Below are 21608 nucleotides of genomic sequence, written 5' to 3' on the forward strand. Positions count from 1 at the left end.
CTCTTAACCTGTTCATAATGTCGCAAGATCATCTTTTCATCATTATTTATAGGATATCCTTCTTTTGATAATTAGTATACGTAATTAATAAACATATTAATATGATTATAATTGAAAAAGATATATATATATAATCTATTCCTTTACCCATTATTACTTTATTAGGATTAAAATATGCAAAAGGAGTGGCATATTTCAAGAAACCAAGTTTATCTGATAATTTAATAATTATATCCAAAAAGTACATTGTCAATATAATTGCTGTAGATATGTTGGTTGCTTTTTTAGCTGATCTTGTCAAAGTAGATGACGCCAACCCTATACTTAAGAATATGCATTGTATAAGCAATAGAGTCATTGACAAGTATATCATTCCTGTAATTACAGACTGGTCTTCACTAAAGTGATGTACAAAAACAATAGATGATAAACCTGTGATAATGTTTATTATAATGACACTGATAAAACCTGCAATCACTTTACTGGTTATTATATGCTTTCTTGTTACTGGTTTCACCATTAGAAAATCACCTGTTTTATCTCTTGCTTCTTTTGAAATAATCGTAGCCCCTAACATAACAGCATGTATCCCCGCTATCAACACAAAATAGGTAAATAATATACTATAATAATCTTCCACCCTACTAAGATTAATGGAAGCTAAGCCAAACATGCTTTTCAAAATATCAGGCAGACCTTCCAAGAATGCATTTGCTTCATTTCCTATAGCTGCAAATCCCTTATACTCATTAAAAGCTAATGTAGTGAATAGTATAATACTTATACTCCATATGATAATAGCTTTCATATTTGCACGTAATTCACGCTTAACAATATTCATAGAGATTCCTCCTATTCAGTGTCAATTGACTAGTCTGGTCAATTTAATTTTATCATATTTAATTCCATAAATCAACATTTATTTCCATAAGCTTAACCAAGAACCATAAACTTCATAATAGATACCTATATTATATTGCTCCTTTTAACCCCATTCTATCAAATTCATAGAGGCTATGCCTCATAAAAGATTTCAGTGAAAATAGAAAGTAGAACTTTCCTATTTAAATAAAAAAAGAGCCAAGATATTATCTTAAGCTCTAAATATTAGATATCAATTTAATCTAGAATATCTACAATTACTACTTTTACTTGTTTGTCTGTGATTATTTCAGTAATTCTTACTTCATCATCAATTTCTATATCATCAATATCCTCTGTTTCATCGTCTTCTCTTATTAATGTATTCTTATCGATTGTAAAAGTCATATGAGTATTATCAACATCAACAGTTATCAATTTCTCGTTCACTGTTTCAGCGAGGGAAATCACTTCACCTTCATATACTTTTACAATTGGTTCATCACTTTGTTTCTGTATTTCTATTTCTTCAACATATACACTATTACCTTTTGTAATCTGAACAACTTGGACTACACCACCAATTTTAAGGTCTTTACTCTTTAATTTCTTGTCTTCTCCCTCTTTTTTAATCATAGTTTCTTTATCTATAGGAAATGTCTTTTCAATATTATTATCTTTACGGATAGTAAATTGTTCCTTATGTCCTTTTTTTGTAAGTGCTGTTATGACTCCTTCATAGATATCAGTTTTTGTTTCTGGTTCAACAAGAATGATTTCTGTTACATAGGAATCATCGTCTTCTGTGATTTTTGTTAATTTTACAACATCTCCCTTATGGATATCTTTTAGTTTCAATGACTTTTTGTCACTATCTTTTTTGATACGTGTATCTTTATCTATTTCAAAAGTCATTTCTTTATCATCAACCATAATACTTATTGAAGTGTCTTTTTTGTCATCTACAACTTTTGATACTTCACCTTGGAAAGTTTCTAGAATTTTTTCCACTTTTTCTTCAAATATTTCTATGAATACTACCTTATGGTCAAAAAATTCAAGTTGTAGCTTATCTCCAGATTCTAGTTCGGATAGTTTTATTTCTTTACCCTCTATATTATAAATTATAACATCATCACCAAGTAGATATCTTTCATAACCATAGTCATCTCTTATGGTTATAATGTCATCAGCTACTTGAACAAACTCTCCCATTTCTACCTCTTCTTCATCACTGTCTATCTTATTATCTAGTCTTGAAAACAAAACTGCCATTTCAGCTCTAGTTAAATTACTGTTAGGATTAAATTTCTTCTTGTAACCTGACATCAATCCTAATTTGTCAATTAGATAAACATAACCCCTATTGCCCTCTGGTATAAAACTTGCATCATCAAAATCTATATATTCATCATTACTATCAAAAGCTTTTTCATCTAATCCCAATGCCCTAATAATATACTTAGCAACCATATATCTCTTGGCTGCTGCATTAGCATTGAAATCTTTTAATTCATCTTTAGTTATTATTCCCATTTCATTAGCATAAGCTACATAGGGAACTGACCATTCAGGAATATTAAGTCCCTCAATAAAATCAGGAATTTCCTCTAATTCTTGCAATTCATCTTCTACCCCCATAATTCTTAGGGTCATAACTATTACTTCAATATTTTTTGCAGGTTTATTAGGTAAAAATTTACCTTTTCCATCTCCTAATATGTACCTTTTTGAACTCATACGTTTGATGTCTTTATCAGCCCAGTGTTTTTCATCAACATCATCAAATACTTTAGAGTTCTTATGATTAGAATTATTCCAATGAACCTTGTTGTCCTTGCTGCTATTTCCTCTATTCTTATCATTCTTGGCTAGAACACCACTAGATAATAATAGAGAAATTGTGATGATTAATGAAACTATTTTTATTAATTTTTTCTTTCTCACTCCGATAACCTCCTATTTCTTAATATTTATCTGGGCAATATATCTATTCGTACACATTTTTACCATTTTTGGGGTATTATTTATTTTTATTAAAATTTATACAAAAAAATTCATATGAAAACGCTCCTATTTCATATACTTAAAAAGTATAACTTTCCTATCAGATGAGAAAGTTATCATTATACGTAAATTATTTATCTGTTATTATTTTTATCTCTATTACTATTTTTCAGTTGTCCTTTATGTTTTCCGTTATTTGTTTTTGAATTATTATTTTTAGTTTTTTTATTATTATCGTTATGTTTATTATTGTTAGGTCCATCATCATTTATATTATCTTTCCTTGTATTATTGTTTATATTTCTATTGCTACTGTTTGTGTTTTTATTATTATTATTTGCATTATTATTTTTATTGTTACTATTTGCATTGTTATTATTATTGTTTGCATTTTTATTGCTGTTTCCATTGGTTTTATTAACATTGCTTGCATTTCCTGTCTTGTTATTGCTTTGATTTATTTTATCAATGTCCCTTTCATCTTTTAATATATCAATAAGTTGAGCTATTGTTTTTTGTTCAAGTTCTTCTTGGGTATAATTATTGTTTTTCTCATTGATTATTATTTCAATCAAAGTGGATTTGCCAGATGAAACATTAGTTTCTTCTTGGTCATATTCATCTTTTGGTATCTCTATTGTATATATGTTCACATTGGTATCAGCAAAAGATTCCTTAACCATCTCTAATGTTTTCTGATCCAGATTATCAAATGCCAGTAGAATGTTGGTTTCCCCTTTTTTATCTATAAGATTTTCATTAATTATTTCATCTAATATGGTATCTACTTTTTTATACTTATAATCGGATAAACCACTAACAGTATCCATTCCCTTTTCATCAATACCGTTAATATCCAGTACTCTGTTGAATCTATTGTATATTACTTCTATACCTTCCCTACTGTTGATATTTATATATCCGTATGGTGTATAATATGCATAAGCACTAACGCCAAATCCACTAACAAGAAATACGATTATAAGGATTGCAGCTATTCTTCTAAAATTGAATCTAGTCAATTCCACATTTATCTTCATCCCTACCTGGACATCATATTTGGGTTTGTTTACTTCTTTGAAACTGCCTTCTTCCGTAAGAACAAATAATTTGTTATCCTTAATCTCCATAATTATTGCACGCATATATTCACCTCCTATAAATACTCTTTTAAATACTTATAATCTCCTATTTCTATAATAATAAGAGCTATAATATATATTCGACCTCGTTCTATCTTTTTTCGATGTACTTTCATTTTATCTTCTATGGTTTTTATTGGCAACCGTTTATTATTATGTATATAATTCATTAATTGAGTATCCCTTACAATTTCTGAAACGATTTTCTTATATAATCTTCTCGTCCTCTTATGTTTTGGAGAATGCTTGACTAGTTTGGCAAAGTCCAGTCCCCAAGTGAATAATTCCTCTTTGAATTCATTTATCTCTAGTCTTCTTAATTCGTTTTCGCTATTCACATTAAATAAATCTATACTTTTCTTATTCACTATTTCCATCTCATTATTGGTATCATCATTATATAAAACCATTTCTTTGACTTTATTATTTTTCCTTTGATAATCAATAAGTCTTCTACCGATAACTATTTTTGCCAAACTTAGGAAACTACCTTTTTCTATATCATATTTATCTATGGCTTCATTAAAGGCCAATAAGCCTATTGATAATTCTTCATCAATACCATATTCCACATATCTGCCTATTTTAGCTTGAATTGTTGATGCAATAAAAGGCATATATTGCTCAATTAGAGCATTCCTGATATATATGTTTTCTTTTGCAGTTAGAACAGTTTCATTTAGCGACTTGTCCTTTTCCAAATTTTTTCACCTCCTTCATAATAGTAAAGGATTATATATACTCAAACAAATGGTAATTTTATCCTATTACTTATTGATTGTATGTCATCCATACATTTTGCCAATAAATTATTATAAACTATTTACTGTTATGTTTGTTTATTTGTAGATGTTATTAAAAATAATTTGCATTTATTATCATATCATGTTATCATTGAATTAAATATTGAATGAGGTGTTGAAAATGACAGATAATAATTTATTTTGGAACGCAAGTATAGATGAACTGAAAAAGGGTTATATATATGATTACAACAAAGATACTTATGTATGTTTAATATGTGGCAAAACAATGGAAAATGGTGTAATCCATGAATATAACAACCAATTGTTGACTTGCAGAAAGAGAATGGAATACCATATAGACAAGGACCATGGTGGAATATTCAATTTTCTGATTAGCCTAAACAAAAAGTACACTGGATTAACCGATAACCAAAAAGAAATATTAGAATGTTTCTATAATGATATGAATGATAAAGAGACAGCAAAAAAGTTAAGCATATCTCAATCTACAATAAGAAATTATAGATTCAAATTACGTGAAAAGGAAAAACAGGCTAAAATATTTACAATACTGATGGATCTGACAGCCAGACATAGTGATTCAAACAAATTGGTAGAACCACACAAAACTGCCACAATGATTGATGACAGGTATCAGATTACGAAAGAAGAAAGCGAGAAAATCATAAAACGCTATTTTACTGAAGAAGGTGGATTAAAAGACCTTCCTTCCAAAGAGAAGAGGAAAATAATTGTACTAAGGCATATAGCTGATAATTTCAAACCTAATAACAGATATTCAGAAAAAGAGATCAATAGGATAATAAAAAGGATCTATGATGATTATGCTATAATCAGGAGATATCTAATAGAATATGGTTTCCTTGACAGAACAAAAGATTGCACCTATTATTGGGTGAAGTAGGAGAGGGATAATATGGCAATAGAAATACTACAGAACTGCTCATTATTTGCATCATTGGACAATAAAAATATAGAATCCATTTTATCATTGACTGATTATGGAATCACTACTTATACGAGAGATCAGATTATAAGTACCGAAGGAGAAGTCTGTGATAAAATAGGTATTGTTCTAGAGGGCAACATTGAAGTCAAGAAAATATATCCTCTTGGAAAATCCATAACTGTAGCCAAATTGCAGCCTAATGATATTTTCGGTGAAGTCATATTATTCTCCAATATGAAGGACTACCCTTCCACCATAGTATCTTGCGACTCATCAAAAGTGTTATATATAACCAAGAAAGACATAATCTATATCATGGAACACTATCCCATCATAATGAGCAATCTACTTAATGTATTGTCCACCAAGATATTGACACTTAATAAGAAACTGAGAAATCTGTCTTATGAAAATATGCGTCAGAAAATAGCCGATTTTCTGTTGTCTGAATATAAGAAACATAATTCTGTCTATCTGGAATTGAAAATCTCTAGAAAAGAAATGGCAGAATTATTAGGTGTCACAAGACCTTCTCTATCCAGGGAATTGGCTCTAATGAAAAGCCATAATATAATTGATTATCATAAGAGCACCATAAAAATAAACAATCTTCAATTACTTGAAGATTGCTTATTCTAATATCATTCTTTAACTAATCTTGAATTGGTTCATCATTAATGGAATCATCATTAATTGGTTCATCAATCATCTTTCCATCACTATTACTGTGGTTATATAATCTATAGTTGTCAACTATATCATATCCTAGATTATGAGCATAATCTTTAATTGCACTATCATTCATCTCTTTATAGATATTCATGAATTCATCCATTTTATCTGTATAACTACCGTCATCTAACAAAATGAATATCAATCTATATAATCTTGCTAAATCATCATCTTTCTTCTCAAGCATACCCTTAGCCTCATCAACATGACCTGCATTGATTAAATCATAGAATTCTACATAATCACTCTCGTCTATTTTATTAAATTCATTAATCAGTTCTGTGTAATCAGCATAATGATAATCGTTAGTAAACTTACCAGAAACTTCTACTAATCCTTTCTTATCGTTTTGCAGTAGGTATATACATATCAATCTTTCAACTATGGAATCATTTACATTGCTTCCAACAAGTTTTTTGTAGCTATCTACGGCTTTATCATAATCATTCATAAAATAATAACAATCACCTATCTTGTACAGAGAATTACTCTCTATAAAATATTTGACGGCTTCTGAATATTCATTAAGATTATAATAGCAATATCCTATAGCTTCTTTTATCTCAGGCTGTTGGATAGTTTCATTAATAACCAGCAGATGTTCTAGAGCTTTTTCATGATCAATATTAGAATCTTCGTCATTGCTATCCCATTCTTCCATGTACATCTTGGCTAATGTTTTTCTTATATGCAAGTCTTGTTGATTATCCACCAGTTCCTTTTCATATTCTGTTACTGCTTCATTGAATTTCTGTTCTTTTAACAATTCGTCTCCCTTAGTTAATTTATTTCCCTCAATATTTATATATTGTGCTGGTTTATTGGAAAACAAACCGTAATTATCAATGAAATGGACTCCATCCTCAATCTCCCCATAGATTACTAAATAATACTTTCCTGATTGATATAGAGGGTCTAATAACTTATCAACATGAACTATACCATTGGAACTACTAATTCCTAATCTAAAATAATTTTCCCTCTCTTCATTAGCATCAAAATATATATTATCACCTTTATATTTCTTTACTGAGTAATAATTGCTATTATAAATATCATATAACCCTTTATCTATATGAGCTAACCCAATATTATAATAATCGAAATCCAAATAATTATGGCTGACATGGAATTTATACTTATTATTACCTAATTCTTCAACATCAACTTTAATTGGTGAATACATATTTATATCTCTTTCATATGTATCATTACCATTCATTCTTATGTCTTTGAAACTTTTATACCTAGTAAAATCTATATTCTTCCCTTTTAATCGATTCCACGAAGCCGCAATTCCTATTTGATAATCACCATTAGGAATATTCTCTATTTTATAATATCCATTTTCATCAGTCACTCCAACTAAACTATTTCCATAAACAGATCTTAATTGACCGCTCATTCCATCCATTGATAATAGAAACACCATTATATTTTTGACAGGTTCACCATCATATAATACTTTTCCTTCCAAACAATTGTCAGTAACCGATTTGCTTATATTATCTATATAAGCTATATCCTCATATATGTTTTCTATTACTTTATATTTATTGTCTCTAGACTTAATAACATCTTCATCTTTTATTTTTATTGACTCCCTACTACCGCTTAGTAAGCTAAAATAATAATCTACGATATTCCAATAAAATTCATACTCTTCATCATATGAACTATCTATAATGTTAGAAGCCATATGAAAGTTACCTAATTCCACATTCATTATTGATAGATAAATATTTTTTAATACAGATGATTCACGACTATTCATTGTTGAATTATTAAGAATATCTATTGCACTATCATTATAACCTGCATACCAATTGACAAGAGAGATATATAAAGTGTAATTCTCAAAATACTCTTTATCCCTATGATACTCTGATAGCGTTTTATAGGTATTGTTTATATTATCTATACTATCCTCACTTAAGACTTTAGTACTACCATTAACAACTGAACCTCCATTTTGAAACGAAACTACCATTCTATTGAATATATGCTTTCCATCTGTATCAAACAAAATATTTTCCATTTTTTTGATTTGTCCCAAAACGCTTTCTTTGTCCCGGGGAAATTCATCAACTAGTTTACTGTAATAAGCATTACTGTTATTGCCTATGTTCAAATTTCCCATTACATAATATATCTTAGATAAGTTAAAATTAACCAGAAGATATACTATAGTTATAAATATAATGAATAAAATGACATGCTTCACTTTAAATGTAATATATTTCATAATTAAAACTCCCATCATCTATATTAATTATTCAAAGTTATCATTATTAATCAACTGCACATAATGTATTTGACTATTTTCTATATTGTCAGGTGTTAATCTAAATGCCTGATAAGATAATAATACAACTGCAAAAACTGTGACACTTACCCCTACTAATAATTTATTTACATTAATCCTGATTCTGTAATTAAGGAACCTATTTAACATATTTCTCTTTTTTTCATTTCTCAGTTTCTTAATTACTTTCTGTTGAGAAATCTTGTCAAATTCAATATTTATTAATTCTTCATCTAATTCATTTTGAAATAGATTTCTAATCTTATCGTCATTCATCTATAAACACCTCCTCCAAATATTTTTTCAAATTTTCCCTAGCATATTTCAATCTACTTTTTACTGCACTTTTCGTTAGATTCAATATCTCTGCTATATCGGCTACGGAGAATTTTTGGTAATAATAGAGAATGATTATTTCTCGATACTTGGGTTTTATTTTAGCTAAACTTTGTGTAATTAGGATTCTGTTAAGATTATCATCCATATTATAACTATGCTCTAATTCAATTTCTTGGCTGGTATTCCTTTCTTTCCTGAACCAGCTTCTTCTCTTGATTTGCTTACATTCATTGGTCAGAATAGAATATAAATAATTTTTCGTGCTGCTTTCATGACGAAATCCTTTAATGCTGTAATAGAAATTGATGAAGGTCTTTTGTACCGCATCTTCAGCCAAATGTTCATCCTTGAGCATCAAATGTGCATATCTTTTCAATTGAGTCCCATATTCAGTCATTAATTCTTCCAAATACTGTTCATTGTCATATTGAACACTTTTCATGTCCTCGCTGATATTTATCATTGTTTCTCCCCTGATTTTATATATTAGGTGTAACTATGTTATCATGATATATATAATCTCTATCGTCTTACATAATATAGATGCATTAAAAACAAAAATGGTTGCAAAAAAACCTTAGGAAATTTCCTAAAGTTTTTCTATCTATTTTATATTATATATAAACAATCTAATATTAACTGTTATCATATTGGTTCTTTCTTTTGCCATTGTTTTTATGAATTGATAATATCCCTCAAATATTTTTAATTGTGAATCCTCTAACTTTCCTTTAGCATAACAAGCTTTCTCATATATTTTGACTACTTGAAATAAATTATATTCACTGTTATCAAGCTCACCATTTATCGTTTTAGCATATTCTCTAATTGTTTGATTAGATGATTTTTTGTAACCTGCAACTTCCATCAACATTAAAGTCTTGGAAAATAAGGTAATTATTTTTTTTGATGTAGTGCCCAAATTATAGTATTGCTTACGTTTTCTAAGCCTTACTCCAATTACCGATACACTTAATACGATTTTTATCACTATGAGAAAAATAATTATAGCACTTACAGGGATTCTTTTTTTATCGGTATTGACATTCTCCAGATAAATTTCTTCCTCTATTTTGATATCTTCATCAGGTAATTCAATATAGTCTTCTTCTACTGTTGTATCAACTAAACTAAAACCACTGGTTGGTTCAAATGGCAACCATCCATATCCTTCTAAATAAACCTCTACCCACGCATGAGCATCCCAACCTGTTACAACTGTTTTACTATCTTTTTTTTCATTAGTAATGTGATTCTGATTTAACATATCTGGTTCTAATTCTTCCCTCTCCCCAACTACAAAACCTTTAACATATCTGGCAGGTATTCCAACACTACGTGCCATTATGACCATTGCTGTTGCACTGTATGTACAAAATCCTTCTTTTGTTTCAAATAAAAAATAATCTAGTATATCTTCATTATTGTCAGGTAAATTAGTAGTATATGAATATTCAATGTTATCCTTCAGATATTTCTCAATGGCTTTAGCCTTTTCATACTCACTATTGGAACTTTTTGTAATCTTCTCAGCCAATTCAACCGTTCTATCAGTTATAGTATCAGGAATAAACATATAGTCACGTCTGATATTCCTAGCTTTATCAATTAATCTTTTTTTGTAACTGGATGTCATAGATCCATAATATAGTCCTTCTTTACATTCATATAATAATTCTTGTAACAATTCCATATCATATTTAGGCTCTAAATAATTGATAGAATATGTAAAACCATCTGTTAGAGCAGCTCCATAGACTATACCTCTATCACTATATTCAAAAGAATCATTTGAATTATTACCGTTACTGTCATATATGGAAATAAAATTATTCGGCGTAAAAAGAATTGGAGTTGATATATTTTTATATGTAATCCCCACACTTTTATCATTAAACAAACTTTTCTTAACATCTTCGATATTATAATTTTTTGCTGATGAACTAAGTGCATATATATGTTCATCTTCATCATTAATGTCATTTTCGTAATTAACATAATAATCCCACTGTTTACCATCAAACATATTACACGTACTACCCCGCAAATATAATGTCTTATCAGTATATACATACAATAAAGGTTCAAGCGTGGTTTCGACTTTTGACTTCAATTCATCTGTAGAATCATAATTAAAAATAACCTCTTCATGGTCTTCTATTTCATCATCATAATTATCCTTACCAGAATTTCCTTCATATTTCTTTTCAGTTCTTTTTTTCTGCATATTTTCAAAATAATCTTCTAAAGCTTTTGACACATCATATATAAATATCAATGGTCGTGGCTTTGCTCTATACAGATTCCCTGCCAAAAAGATAATAATAACAGAAAATATTATAGAATTAACTGCCAGAAGATAAAAACCTTTTTTATCTTTATCCTTAATATTTTTATTATAAAAGTAATAAAAATAATTAGTTATAATTGCAATTATAAATATATAGAAACCAGTAACATTATAATACCCTCTGACAAACGAAGCTGTAAGAAATATTGTCAAACCAAACACTAATAAACAAGCAAAGAAATGTTTGCATTTTGAAAGGAATATTATTATTAAAGATACAATAAAAGCAATAAATATTATAGGTATAATTTGATCTTTTATTTCTAATAATGAACCATTTATTATTGCGTTACTATAGATATCCATATAATCATTAATCTTACAAATAACTTTTATCAAATTTTTACTTACAGCTAATATACTGTATGTAATAATCAACATGAATGTTATACTACAAATGCTTATCAAAAAGAACTTGCCATTATATGTTATTATGCTCAAGATTACATATGTACAAACTATTATAGCAAATAACTCAACATATCCGATTTCATACCACAACAAACCTGATATCGTTATAATTATACTATAAGCTATCAATATCTTAGTAAGCTCAAACAAACTGATATCTAATATATTCTTTATATATTTTCTCATAATTTTTCCCTCACTTAAAATGAAGTACCAACTAAAGTATCCAAATCCATATCATAAGGAATGCATATTAAATTATAGTCCCCGTATTTAAGTTTTTCTAACTGTTTAATGTTCTTTTCATTATCAACATAAACATATATGATAGTAACTTTAGTCTTTTGTATATGTAGCATCTGTAGACTATCAATGAATTCATCATTTATATTCGATATAACTATATATTGATTACTATTAATAAAATTTTCTGTATTTTCCTTATAGCAATAATCTACTAAAGATCTGCCGAAATCAAAGATACGAACAAATTCAAGAATAGCACATTCTTCGTAAAGCCTTTGAAAATCATTATAATCATTACCTTCAATGCATACATTTTTAACATCGTTAAATATAAAAGATATAGATTTATTACGTATAAGAAGATAATTTATTATCATAACAGTTATCTCAATCATCTTGTCTTCCATAACAATATTTAATTCATTATTGTAATGATGTCTATTAGTATCTAGTATTATATTTACATTACTACTTATTTCACCTGTATACTGATTAACCATAAGTTCATTATATTTGGATGATAACTTCCAATGAATTTTATTTAATGTATCTCCCTTTTCATATTCTCTTATATATGAAATATTGTTTTGCTCTTGCATAGATTTTTCATTAAGATTATCAACTTTATCCATATTAATATTGCTGATAGGTAAATACATTAAGTCTTTGATTTTCGGATAGACTATCATTTTAATGGTGTCAAGACTCTTAAAATGCTTAGAAAAGAGCCCAAAATAGTCATTAATTATTACTGATTCGACACCTAATCTATAATAACCTCTATAATTACACTGTAAAGGTATTACTATTTTTTTTTCAGTTTTTGGATATAAAATGATTGTCGGAGATTCAAATTGATGTTTAAAGAGTATTTTGTCTGATTCAAGTTTTAATTTAATAGGACAATAAACTAAGGAGTTAGTATTATATAAAGTTATAGTATAATCAACTTCATCACCTTTCACAATATTATTTTTACTTACTTCATGACTCACTTGAAATCCATGATAAGTTAATAATATTGATGCATAGGACAAAACTGGTATCAATAATAAAACATAAAAAATAGTCGTAAGCATGTATCCTTCTATATAATAAGTCAATATACCGATAATTAATATCAAAAGAAAATAGAATTTATTTTTTTTCATGATAATCACCAGTAGGTACATCTACTTGTTTCATGATATCCAATAAAATTTTGTCCGAAGTTATTTTATTGAACTTAGCTTCATTTCTAAGGATCAGTCTATGAGATATAACAGGAAGGAAAACTTCTTTTACATCATCAGGAATAACAAATTCTCTTCCTTCATACAAGGCCAAAGCTTTAGCGGAAATGAGTAAATATAAAGAACCTCTTGGACTTGCCCCTAATAATAAATCCTGCGACTGTCTTGTCATATTTACAAGTTTAATAATATAATTCATGATTCTATCACAGCAATATATATCTTTAACCTTATTCTGCAAATAGATGATATCATCACAAGAAGCAATTGGTTTTAATTGTTCAAAAGGATTTTCGTGCTCATATAATTCTAATATTTTCTGTTCTTCACTTTCTTTCGGATAGCCAATAGATATTTTCATTATAAATCTATCTATCTGAGCTTCTGGCAACGGATAAGTACCTAGATATTCTATTGGATTTTGAGTTGCAAGTACCATAAAAGGTCTTGGTAGATCATGCGTCTTCCCATCAACAGTAACCTGTTTTTCTTCCATAGCTTCCAACAAGCTTGATTGTGTCTTAGGTGGTGTTCTGTTAATTTCATCAGCTAGTAATATATTTCCCATAACTATACCTTTATGAAATTCAAATTCGTTATCTTTCTGATTATACATAGAGAAACCTGTAATATCTGACGGCATAACATCTGGTGTGAATTGAATTCTGTTGAAAGAACCGTTTATTGATTTAGCTAAAGCAGATACTAAAGTCGTTTTACCCACTCCAGGTACATCTTCAATCAACACATGTGAATCACATGCTAATGATATGACCATTAATTTAATTATATCTGTTTTTCCTACAATTACTTTCTCAATATTAGTAACAATATCATGTAATACTTGCCTTGATTTTTCCATAAAATCCTCCCTTAACCTAATAGATAAGCTATAAAAGATAAAACTATTTCAAGATAGAAAATAATTATGTTTATGTATTATGACATGTTTTTTAATCTTATAGAAAAATTATATCATATAATATGGTATTATTAAAAGCATAAAAAAATACTATGACTTATTCTATGAGAAAAATAAAAAGGAGACAGCTACCGATCGCTGCCTCCTTTAAGGAGAAGGTATTTAAAAAAATAAATTTTTGGGGGTTTATAGGTTTTTATGGGGTTTTCTTACTCTTATTATTATACACGGATTCCAGAATAATGCTACACAAACATCCAATTAATTTACAATTCTTTTTGTTTATATTATACTATATAAAATTCGTAATAAACTTCTTTGCTTGGAATAAGTACTAAATACTTGAATAAAAATACACTTTTCTTTGATTTTCAATGTTTTATGGCTATTTTTCCTACATTTTTCCACCTATATATAATATGATTCACTAAAAAAATATAAGTACTTCCATATTAATTGATACAATATCAAAAATATTTATTAATTTCAAACAATATTAGCAATTAGACATATTTTGATATTTTTTTCAATTATTAAGGTGTATAATATCTTTACAGATTGTTATAATTAAAACCAAATCAATTAGTAGACAAACACTCATTTACTTCACAATATACTATTCATATTCATCCGCCATTGAAATGAGCAGACACAAAGTTTATGAATAATTATAGACATATCGTAATACTAAACCCCTACTGGTTTTACATACTTTCAAAACGTTATGAGAAGATATTATAATAATCATCTTTAGTAATGAACTATCAAATTCAATCAAATAAAATAAGGAGTGTTTTTATGAAGAAATTTATTAATATTTTTATGATATTATTATTAGTTTTACTTCCTGTCTCATCAGTGAATGCAACTACTTTAGATGTAACCGACTCGAGTATCGTAGAACTATCACATTCATATCAGTCCCCACCTCTATACCTAATCGGCCCCTACCCAGAAAATTCTGATATAGGCTATCAAGAATACAATGATGGAAATGGAATTTATTATGTAAGAGTTAGAGAAACCAAATTAGTAAAAGGTCCTTCTGATAGTGATCCAGTTAAACATTATAAATCATTCGGCACAATATATAGAACAGATGGATTTACTGGAAGATTAGATAAATCAGTTTCTATATCTGATTCAGTTAGTACATCAACTTCTGATACATGGGGTGTTTCTATATCCTTAGGTTGTAAAGCGGATATATTTTCTAGCAGTGTAACATCTAATCATTCACAAACAGTTACCGAAACAGTAGGCCACACTGTAACAAAATCTTATAGCGAAGGCTATACCTATGGTTTCCCTTTAGCCACTGCTCCTGCTGAATGCACTAAAGCTGAGATGGGAATTGGCTTCCAATATCAAACTTATCGTTCACTTATCGATGTAAAAAAATTAGTTCCAGTTGAAAAATATGTAAAAATTGTAAGCAGTCAATATATAAATGAATGTAGTATCTGCCAGTACTATCAAGAACATGGAGGTGTAATGCCAAAACATCGACACAATGGTTTCGTTGGCGTTAGATATGAGCTAGCAGATGGATCAGTATATTGTATTGAAGAAGACATGGTAGATATACTGATAAAAACAGGTACAATAAAAAATGGAAAGTACAGAAAAACTGTAAACGAATGGAAGAGAGAAACTATAGAAGGTACAGTATTACTTCCTACAGATGTCATGGTAACAACTTATTATGACAAAAACGGTAATGTAATACCAGTTAATTAATAAGTTAACTATTACTGATTTATTTTTTATAGCAATCTGTTTTTTATTATGAAATACTATTTGTTAATATTAAGGGACTTGATTAATAATCAATATATTGGTTCATCATACTAATCTTAGCCATGATATTCCAATAAATATTATAAACCAGTCCCTTATATCATTTATCTAATCCAACTCTTCCCTTGCTAGTGTTGTTATTTCATCTCCACCAACTTCATACCATTTCTCAACAAATTCATCAAATTTATCTATATCATATTCACCGTTAATAATTTTATAGGAATATTCTCTATAGAGATTATTCATGTTCGCCCAATTTGTTTCTAATTCATTTGGAATATAAAAAATAATATCTTCCACATAATAACTGGAGGTTATATCCAAGGATTCCTGCCCTAATTCACTTAATAATGGAACTGGAGATTCCCATGAAGGAACATCAAAAAATCTCGCATACCAATCTTCGGCTTTTTCAGTTCTAGATATATCACCATTGATATCTACTTCATAATCTCTACCTTCAAATCCTAGCCTATCCAAAAATTGTCCTTCATCAGAAGCCATAAATTCTAGCACCTGAAATGCTATATCTTTATTTGGAGAATCAGCGGAAATCGCAAAGCCCATCTCTTCCCTTGAAACATCTATCGGCGCGAAGCCCATACCTTCTTCTCCTTTTGGAGGATTAAGTGGAATAAGGTCTGTTTCGACTCCAGCATTCCTAAGTTTGGTATTATATATCTCAATAACTTTTCCAGCTGAGCCTATAACCATACCAACTTTACCTGTATATAATTTATCTTCCATGGTATCCCATTTAGTTGAAACATATTCAGGGTCAAGTATATTTTCTTTCAACAACTTATGATAAAAGGCCAATTTCTCTTTCTCATAGGAACTCACTTTTGAATAGATATATTCTCCATTTTCATCTTTTATCCAAGTAGTAGACATAGAGAAAGCAGCATTGAATATGTCATCAAGTCTTGATGTATCTCCAGTAACTGTTATACCATAAGTATCTTGTTTACCATTGTGGTCAAAATCACTTTCAGCAAAAGCTTTCAATACATTGTAATAATCTTCAACCGTTTCTGGTATAGGTAAATTCAATTCATCTAGCCAATCTTTACGTACTACTGCCAACTTAGGCGTGTTATACCTTATTCTTAATAAATAAGGATATGAAGAGATACGACATTTGTTATAAGGTTCCAAAGCGTCTTGAAATACATTTGAATCTCTGATATATTCAGTTAGATCAAGTAACAATCCTTGTTCAGCCAATTGTATATCAGCTCCATCTCTGAGCCATATGATATCAGGTATAGTACCCCCATCAATCATTAAATTCAATTGTTCCAGATAATCACCTTTAGGAAGGTCAACTAATTCTAATTTTGCTTTTATTCCATTTTCTATTAGAGCCTCATTAATTTTATCTATATAAGCCAAATCATCTGGGTTGGATGGAATAAAATCTTTTTCAACTAAAGTTACTGTAACTATTTCATCTTCTATATCATTTTCATCTGGTTCTATTTCATTATTAGCATCTTGATTGTCATTTTTTTCACCATCATCAATTTCAATGCTAGATTCTTGAATTTCATTTTCCTCACCTTTTGCAGTTGGTTCACTATTACTACTACAGCCAGATAATATAATCATTAATATGAAGCATATGAAAAGATTCATTATCTTTTTTCTATTGGTCATAAATATCCTCCTCGACTATTGTTTGTTTACCAATCAATATTCATAATAGAAAATCATTTACTATTAATGCATACTTGGTAATAATATTAAGGATAATTATTCCCTATTTTATGTTTTTTATACTTATTTTTCCATATATTATAATGCCCTACAGTATGCTAGCTCTTATGCTACTAGATACTGGATTAATATTAATTTCATATGCTTAAAAAGCAGAGGGGTTCCCATAAGACAAAAAAGTCTATATTATGAAATACAGACTTTATCTATTATTACTATACTGAAATTATTTGGATAATATCTCTTCCATGACTGTATCAATACCATCAATAAAATCTCTAAATGTATTTTCTACAGTGATATCTGGATAAATGGAGTCGTCATCATTTTTGCTAGCGTTAAAATATTTTGTGGAGTATTTTATGGTTATTCCATTATTGGGTAATGTAAACGTTTTGACTTCACCATAATGATTAGGTCTACCACCTGTGGGAGTACCTATTATTGTTGCATTAGTTTCCGATTGCATTTCTTCAGTATTGAGTATTGCAGAAGAAAAAGTACTAGCTCCGATTACTACAAATAAATTATCCTTTTTATTAAGTTCATTATTTTTAGCTAAATAATTAATTAGTGGTTTAATAATTCTAGAATCTCCTCCACCATTATTCCTCATATCAAAAACAAACTTCTCTACATCATTCTCTTCAATAAATTCAGATAACTCTTGAACCAACGTCTTAATAGGTTTTTGATTATTATTCATACAACTATTATATTGAAAATATATTAATTTTTCATCCCCTAGATATTCATACCAATACGGTTCCTTAGTATTCTTAACATAACTGAGATTTGCAACTTTTGAATACTTATTGACTACTGCTAGCCATTTTTCAGCATTAGCATTATAAATGCTATTCATCTCTATTGAAATTTCTTTATCATCTATGTCTTGGAATACAAACTTTCCTTTATTTATATCACCTATATAACCATATTCTTTTAAATAGTCAGCGATAATTATGTGATTTAGAGTATTATTCAATAATTGGATCTTATTATCACTTGACACCATTTCCCCCATCTTATTGATAATATCATCAATCGGTTCATTACCTATTTTAATTAATTTAGTTCCCAATATATCTTTATATTCTTCAATGGTATTAATTACATAAATACCATCATCAAAAACTATAAACTTAAGTGGAAAAAATCTAAAATTTATATTTTCACATACAGCAGTATGTCCATCACCAATTTTAGCAACCAAACTCTTTATTCTCATTATTGTCCCAGTATCAGTTAACTTAGGTAGATCATTAATTAATGATTCTACTTCCTTGCTGAATTCTTCTTTTGATATAGTATGATACATATTCTTATGTTTTGATTCTAGATTTTCTTGAAGATATCTAATATCTTCTATCCACAAATCAACATCATCGCTTATTTCATCTTGTGATATTGTATCCAAGCTAGATTCTATATCCTGATTGATAGTGTTTTCGCATCCAATTAACAAAAAAATCACTACAACAACCAATAGAATAATGTACTTTATCTCCCCTATTTTCATTGAAACAATCCTCCTATATTAATTAAAATGCATATAATCATTATTTATTAGATATATGCACTTTTCAATTAAACCTCTAACAAAATCACTTAATTCTGGTACTTTGTTAAATATGTAGTCTTTGCTCAATTGAGTACCTTCTACTACTTTTCTAGCATATTCTCCATGTCCACTTTCATAGTAATACCCTACTTTGGCATTTATTTTATCTCCTATAGCTACTTTGGCTCTTGCATACCCTCCACAAGCAAATTCTTTAGCCATTGCCGCTCCTCCTATAGATACATAGCCAGAGTAAGCTGCTCCTCCCAAAGCGAATAGTCCTGCTACTGCTACTCCCCCTATAGCGAATACTCCTGCTAGTGCTAATGCTCCTAGACTTAACAAAACCGCAAAACTTATTGCCCCAAATGAAATGACACCTATTGAAACGCAACCAAAACTAATGACACCTATTGATATATTCCCAATTGCTATAATTCCTTTTGCGACACCAAACGGCTTATGATTAACATGAATTAGAGGTATCCCCATAATAGTTCTTTGTGATTTATATTCATAATATCTTCTATTATTATTGTTTATCTGTATTAAAGGCATTCCCATAAACTTCTTTTCAGATACGTATTGGTATTTGGTAAAAAGACTTACACCCATGTTCTCTGCAAATTCTTCAGCGACTTGTTCTGCATCACCTAATAACTTATATGGGTCGGTTTCTCCTAATTCCATTGCCTTATCTTCCAACATCATATGCAAATCGTTTCTAATACGTTTTTTATATTTAGTACTACAATCTATTCTTCTTAAAACTTTATTGACGTATTTTTTATTCTCTTTATTCATTATAATCACCCTCTATGTCAAGAATCTTATTAGTTATAAAAACAAAATTTTGCCATTCTTTTAGATAGTCATGAATTTGGCTAATTCCTTTATCCGTTATTTTATAGTATTTTCTAGTAATTTTTCTTTTTCCATCTTCAATTACCATATAGCTCTCTATATAATTACTATCTTCAAGCCTATATAATACTGGATATAGGGAACCTTCTTTCAGGTTATAGAATCCATTACTGGCTTTATCTAATTGCTGTATGATTTCATAACCGTACATTTCCTTTTTACTGATTAATCTTAAAATTATAATCTCCAATGTCCCTTTTTTTAGTTGTTTTTTAATTCGTTCCAAGTTCATTCATCCCTCTAAAACTAAGTATTTAGTATTACTAAGTATATGTTATTATAAATTAATTAGTATGTCAATACTTTTCTCATCAATTACCTCATATGTAATGTACCAAAAATAACAATTCTAGCTATAATTTTTTGTATACAAAAAATAGCATGCCAACTTTTATTGACATGCTTATAATCCGAAATAATTATTGTATAGGATATTACCTAATTAGGAACACCATTTATATTATTTGTATGCTCTTTCAAATAGTCCAATCCTGAAACATATAGATTTTCAGTTATCGTGAATTCTTCTTTTCCGACTTTATCTACAGCTATTACTCCTTTACCTTTTTCATATGTTATTTTTGTTTTGGTAAAATAATAATCTTCGTTATCTATATCTTCTATTATTTTTGTTTCCGTAATAATATTGTTATCTGTTACTTCAATTATTTCTGTTTTGGCTTTTGAACCATAGTACCATTCATGTTCCCACGAATTACCTATTTCCAATGGGGTCTTGAGCAAATAATATTTCTTGCCATCAAGATATTCTGGAGAACCTGTATGATTTAATATGATTCCATCAGCTGTAATCTGATAATCTTTTGTGAAAGTGAAATCTTTCCCGCTCTCTCCATCACTCAAGTCGTCTTCTTCACCTTCTACAATAATATGTTTCACATTATCCTCAATGTAACACTTAGTTATTTTTTCTGTTCTTCCATAATCCAATGTTCCACTGTATATCCATCCAAATCCTATTTCTTCAGGAAAGATTTTATCTATACTTATCTTTTCCTCTTCTTCAATATTAATGTTATCTTCTTTCACATTTTCACTAGATTTAACGTTATCTGATTCATTCAAATTATATTTTGATATATCTATTTTATTAGATGTACCACATCCTACGACCAATGCTACGAATATTGCTATAATTATAATTAATTTTCTTTTCATTACTAATGTTTCTCCTTACCTATAATTGTGTCAAATATAATTTACTGTTAATGAGTATATCATGAAAATGTTTAGAAATTATTACCATATCATTAATAATAATTAAATTTAGCTTAAATATCATTAAAATTCTCTGTTCATTTATTAATATGATAA

The 21608-nt window shown here is 28.7% G+C and carries 18 protein-coding genes; 3 read left to right on the forward strand and 15 right to left on the reverse strand.

Annotated features, from left to right (window positions below; all coding sequences use genetic code 11):
• Positions 1–46: 46 nt before the first annotated feature.
• From QMG30_RS18690 to sigI, 4 genes are all read right to left on the reverse strand, one after another.
• Complete coding sequence (locus QMG30_RS18690; protein WP_281818041.1) at positions 47–841, reverse strand: ABC transporter permease; 795 nt, start codon at positions 839–841, stop codon at positions 47–49.
• Positions 842–1119: 278 nt separating this feature from the next.
• Entirely contained in the window at positions 1120–2808 is a 1689-nt protein-coding gene (locus QMG30_RS18695; protein WP_281818042.1) for an S-layer homology domain-containing protein, read from the reverse strand.
• A gap of 194 nt (positions 2809–3002) precedes the next feature.
• The gene (locus tag QMG30_RS18700; protein WP_281818045.1) at positions 3003–4013 is read right to left on the reverse strand and encodes an anti-sigma factor domain-containing protein; all 1011 of its coding nucleotides are present in this window, start codon (positions 4011–4013) and stop codon (positions 3003–3005) included.
• An 11-nt stretch (positions 4014–4024) separates the two neighbouring features.
• Positions 4025–4711, reverse strand: a complete 687-nt coding sequence (gene sigI, locus QMG30_RS18705; protein ID WP_281818047.1) for an RNA polymerase sigma-I factor — start codon at positions 4709–4711, stop codon at positions 4025–4027.
• 223 nt (positions 4712–4934) lie between these two features.
• Here sigI and QMG30_RS18710 point away from each other — a divergent pair, with 223 nt between their 5' ends.
• Both QMG30_RS18710 and QMG30_RS18715 read left to right on the forward strand, forming a co-directional pair.
• Positions 4935–5681, forward strand: a complete 747-nt coding sequence (locus tag QMG30_RS18710; RefSeq protein ID WP_281818050.1) for a DUF2087 domain-containing protein — start codon at positions 4935–4937, stop codon at positions 5679–5681.
• A gap of 12 nt (positions 5682–5693) precedes the next feature.
• Complete coding sequence (locus QMG30_RS18715; protein ID WP_281818052.1) at positions 5694–6365, forward strand: Crp/Fnr family transcriptional regulator; 672 nt, start codon at positions 5694–5696, stop codon at positions 6363–6365.
• A gap of 13 nt (positions 6366–6378) precedes the next feature.
• Here QMG30_RS18715 and QMG30_RS18720 read toward each other — a convergent pair whose 3' ends face one another.
• The 6 genes from QMG30_RS18720 to QMG30_RS18745 form a co-directional block, all read right to left on the reverse strand.
• A complete protein-coding gene (locus tag QMG30_RS18720) occupies positions 6379–8703 on the reverse strand; it encodes a tetratricopeptide repeat protein (protein WP_281818053.1) in 2325 nt (774 codons plus the stop codon).
• A 27-nt stretch (positions 8704–8730) separates the two neighbouring features.
• The gene (locus QMG30_RS18725; protein ID WP_281818055.1) at positions 8731–9039 is read right to left on the reverse strand and encodes a hypothetical protein; all 309 of its coding nucleotides are present in this window, start codon (positions 9037–9039) and stop codon (positions 8731–8733) included.
• Positions 9032–9565 carry an RNA polymerase sigma factor gene (locus tag QMG30_RS18730; RefSeq protein ID WP_281818058.1) on the reverse strand — a complete coding sequence of 178 codons (534 nt, stop codon included), beginning with the start codon at positions 9563–9565 and terminating at the stop codon, positions 9032–9034. Before QMG30_RS18730 ends, QMG30_RS18725 begins: the two co-directional genes overlap by 8 nt.
• A gap of 141 nt (positions 9566–9706) precedes the next feature.
• Positions 9707–12049 carry a transglutaminase-like domain-containing protein gene (locus tag QMG30_RS18735; RefSeq protein ID WP_281818060.1) on the reverse strand — a complete coding sequence of 781 codons (2343 nt, stop codon included), beginning with the start codon at positions 12047–12049 and terminating at the stop codon, positions 9707–9709.
• A gap of 14 nt (positions 12050–12063) precedes the next feature.
• Positions 12064–13260 carry a DUF58 domain-containing protein gene (locus tag QMG30_RS18740; RefSeq protein WP_281818062.1) on the reverse strand — a complete coding sequence of 399 codons (1197 nt, stop codon included), beginning with the start codon at positions 13258–13260 and terminating at the stop codon, positions 12064–12066.
• Complete coding sequence (locus tag QMG30_RS18745) at positions 13247–14203, reverse strand: AAA family ATPase (RefSeq protein WP_281818065.1); 957 nt, start codon at positions 14201–14203, stop codon at positions 13247–13249. The genes QMG30_RS18740 and QMG30_RS18745 overlap by 14 nt, the downstream gene beginning before the upstream one ends.
• Before the next feature lie 858 nt (positions 14204–15061).
• Here QMG30_RS18745 and QMG30_RS18750 point away from each other — a divergent pair.
• A complete protein-coding gene (locus QMG30_RS18750) occupies positions 15062–16003 on the forward strand; it encodes a hypothetical protein (RefSeq protein WP_281818068.1) in 942 nt (313 codons plus the stop codon).
• 168 nt (positions 16004–16171) lie between these two features.
• On the opposite strand, the gene QMG30_RS18755 is transcribed toward QMG30_RS18750, so the two are convergent.
• The 5 genes from QMG30_RS18755 to QMG30_RS18775 all read right to left on the reverse strand — a co-directional run bounded on the left by QMG30_RS18755 (position 16172) and on the right by QMG30_RS18775 (position 21452).
• Positions 16172–17725: an extracellular solute-binding protein gene (locus QMG30_RS18755; RefSeq protein WP_281818071.1), complete on the reverse strand. Its 1554-nt coding sequence runs from the start codon at positions 17723–17725 to the stop codon at positions 16172–16174.
• Between the two features lie 286 nt (positions 17726–18011).
• Complete coding sequence (locus tag QMG30_RS18760) at positions 18012–19307, reverse strand: S41 family peptidase (protein ID WP_281818073.1); 1296 nt, start codon at positions 19305–19307, stop codon at positions 18012–18014.
• A gap of 18 nt (positions 19308–19325) precedes the next feature.
• Complete coding sequence (locus QMG30_RS18765) at positions 19326–20153, reverse strand: hypothetical protein (protein WP_281818074.1); 828 nt, start codon at positions 20151–20153, stop codon at positions 19326–19328.
• Positions 20146–20499: a PadR family transcriptional regulator gene (locus QMG30_RS18770; RefSeq protein WP_330680787.1), complete on the reverse strand. Its 354-nt coding sequence runs from the start codon at positions 20497–20499 to the stop codon at positions 20146–20148. The genes QMG30_RS18765 and QMG30_RS18770 overlap by 8 nt, the downstream gene beginning before the upstream one ends.
• A gap of 212 nt (positions 20500–20711) precedes the next feature.
• On the reverse strand, positions 20712–21452 hold the full coding sequence (locus QMG30_RS18775) for a hypothetical protein (protein ID WP_281818079.1): 741 nt from the start codon (positions 21450–21452) through the stop codon (positions 20712–20714).
• Positions 21453–21608 lie beyond the last annotated feature (156 nt).

Origin of the sequence: Vallitalea longa, from assembly GCF_027923465.1 — a bacterium.
GTDB lineage: Bacteria > Bacillota > Clostridia > Lachnospirales > Vallitaleaceae > Vallitalea > Vallitalea longa.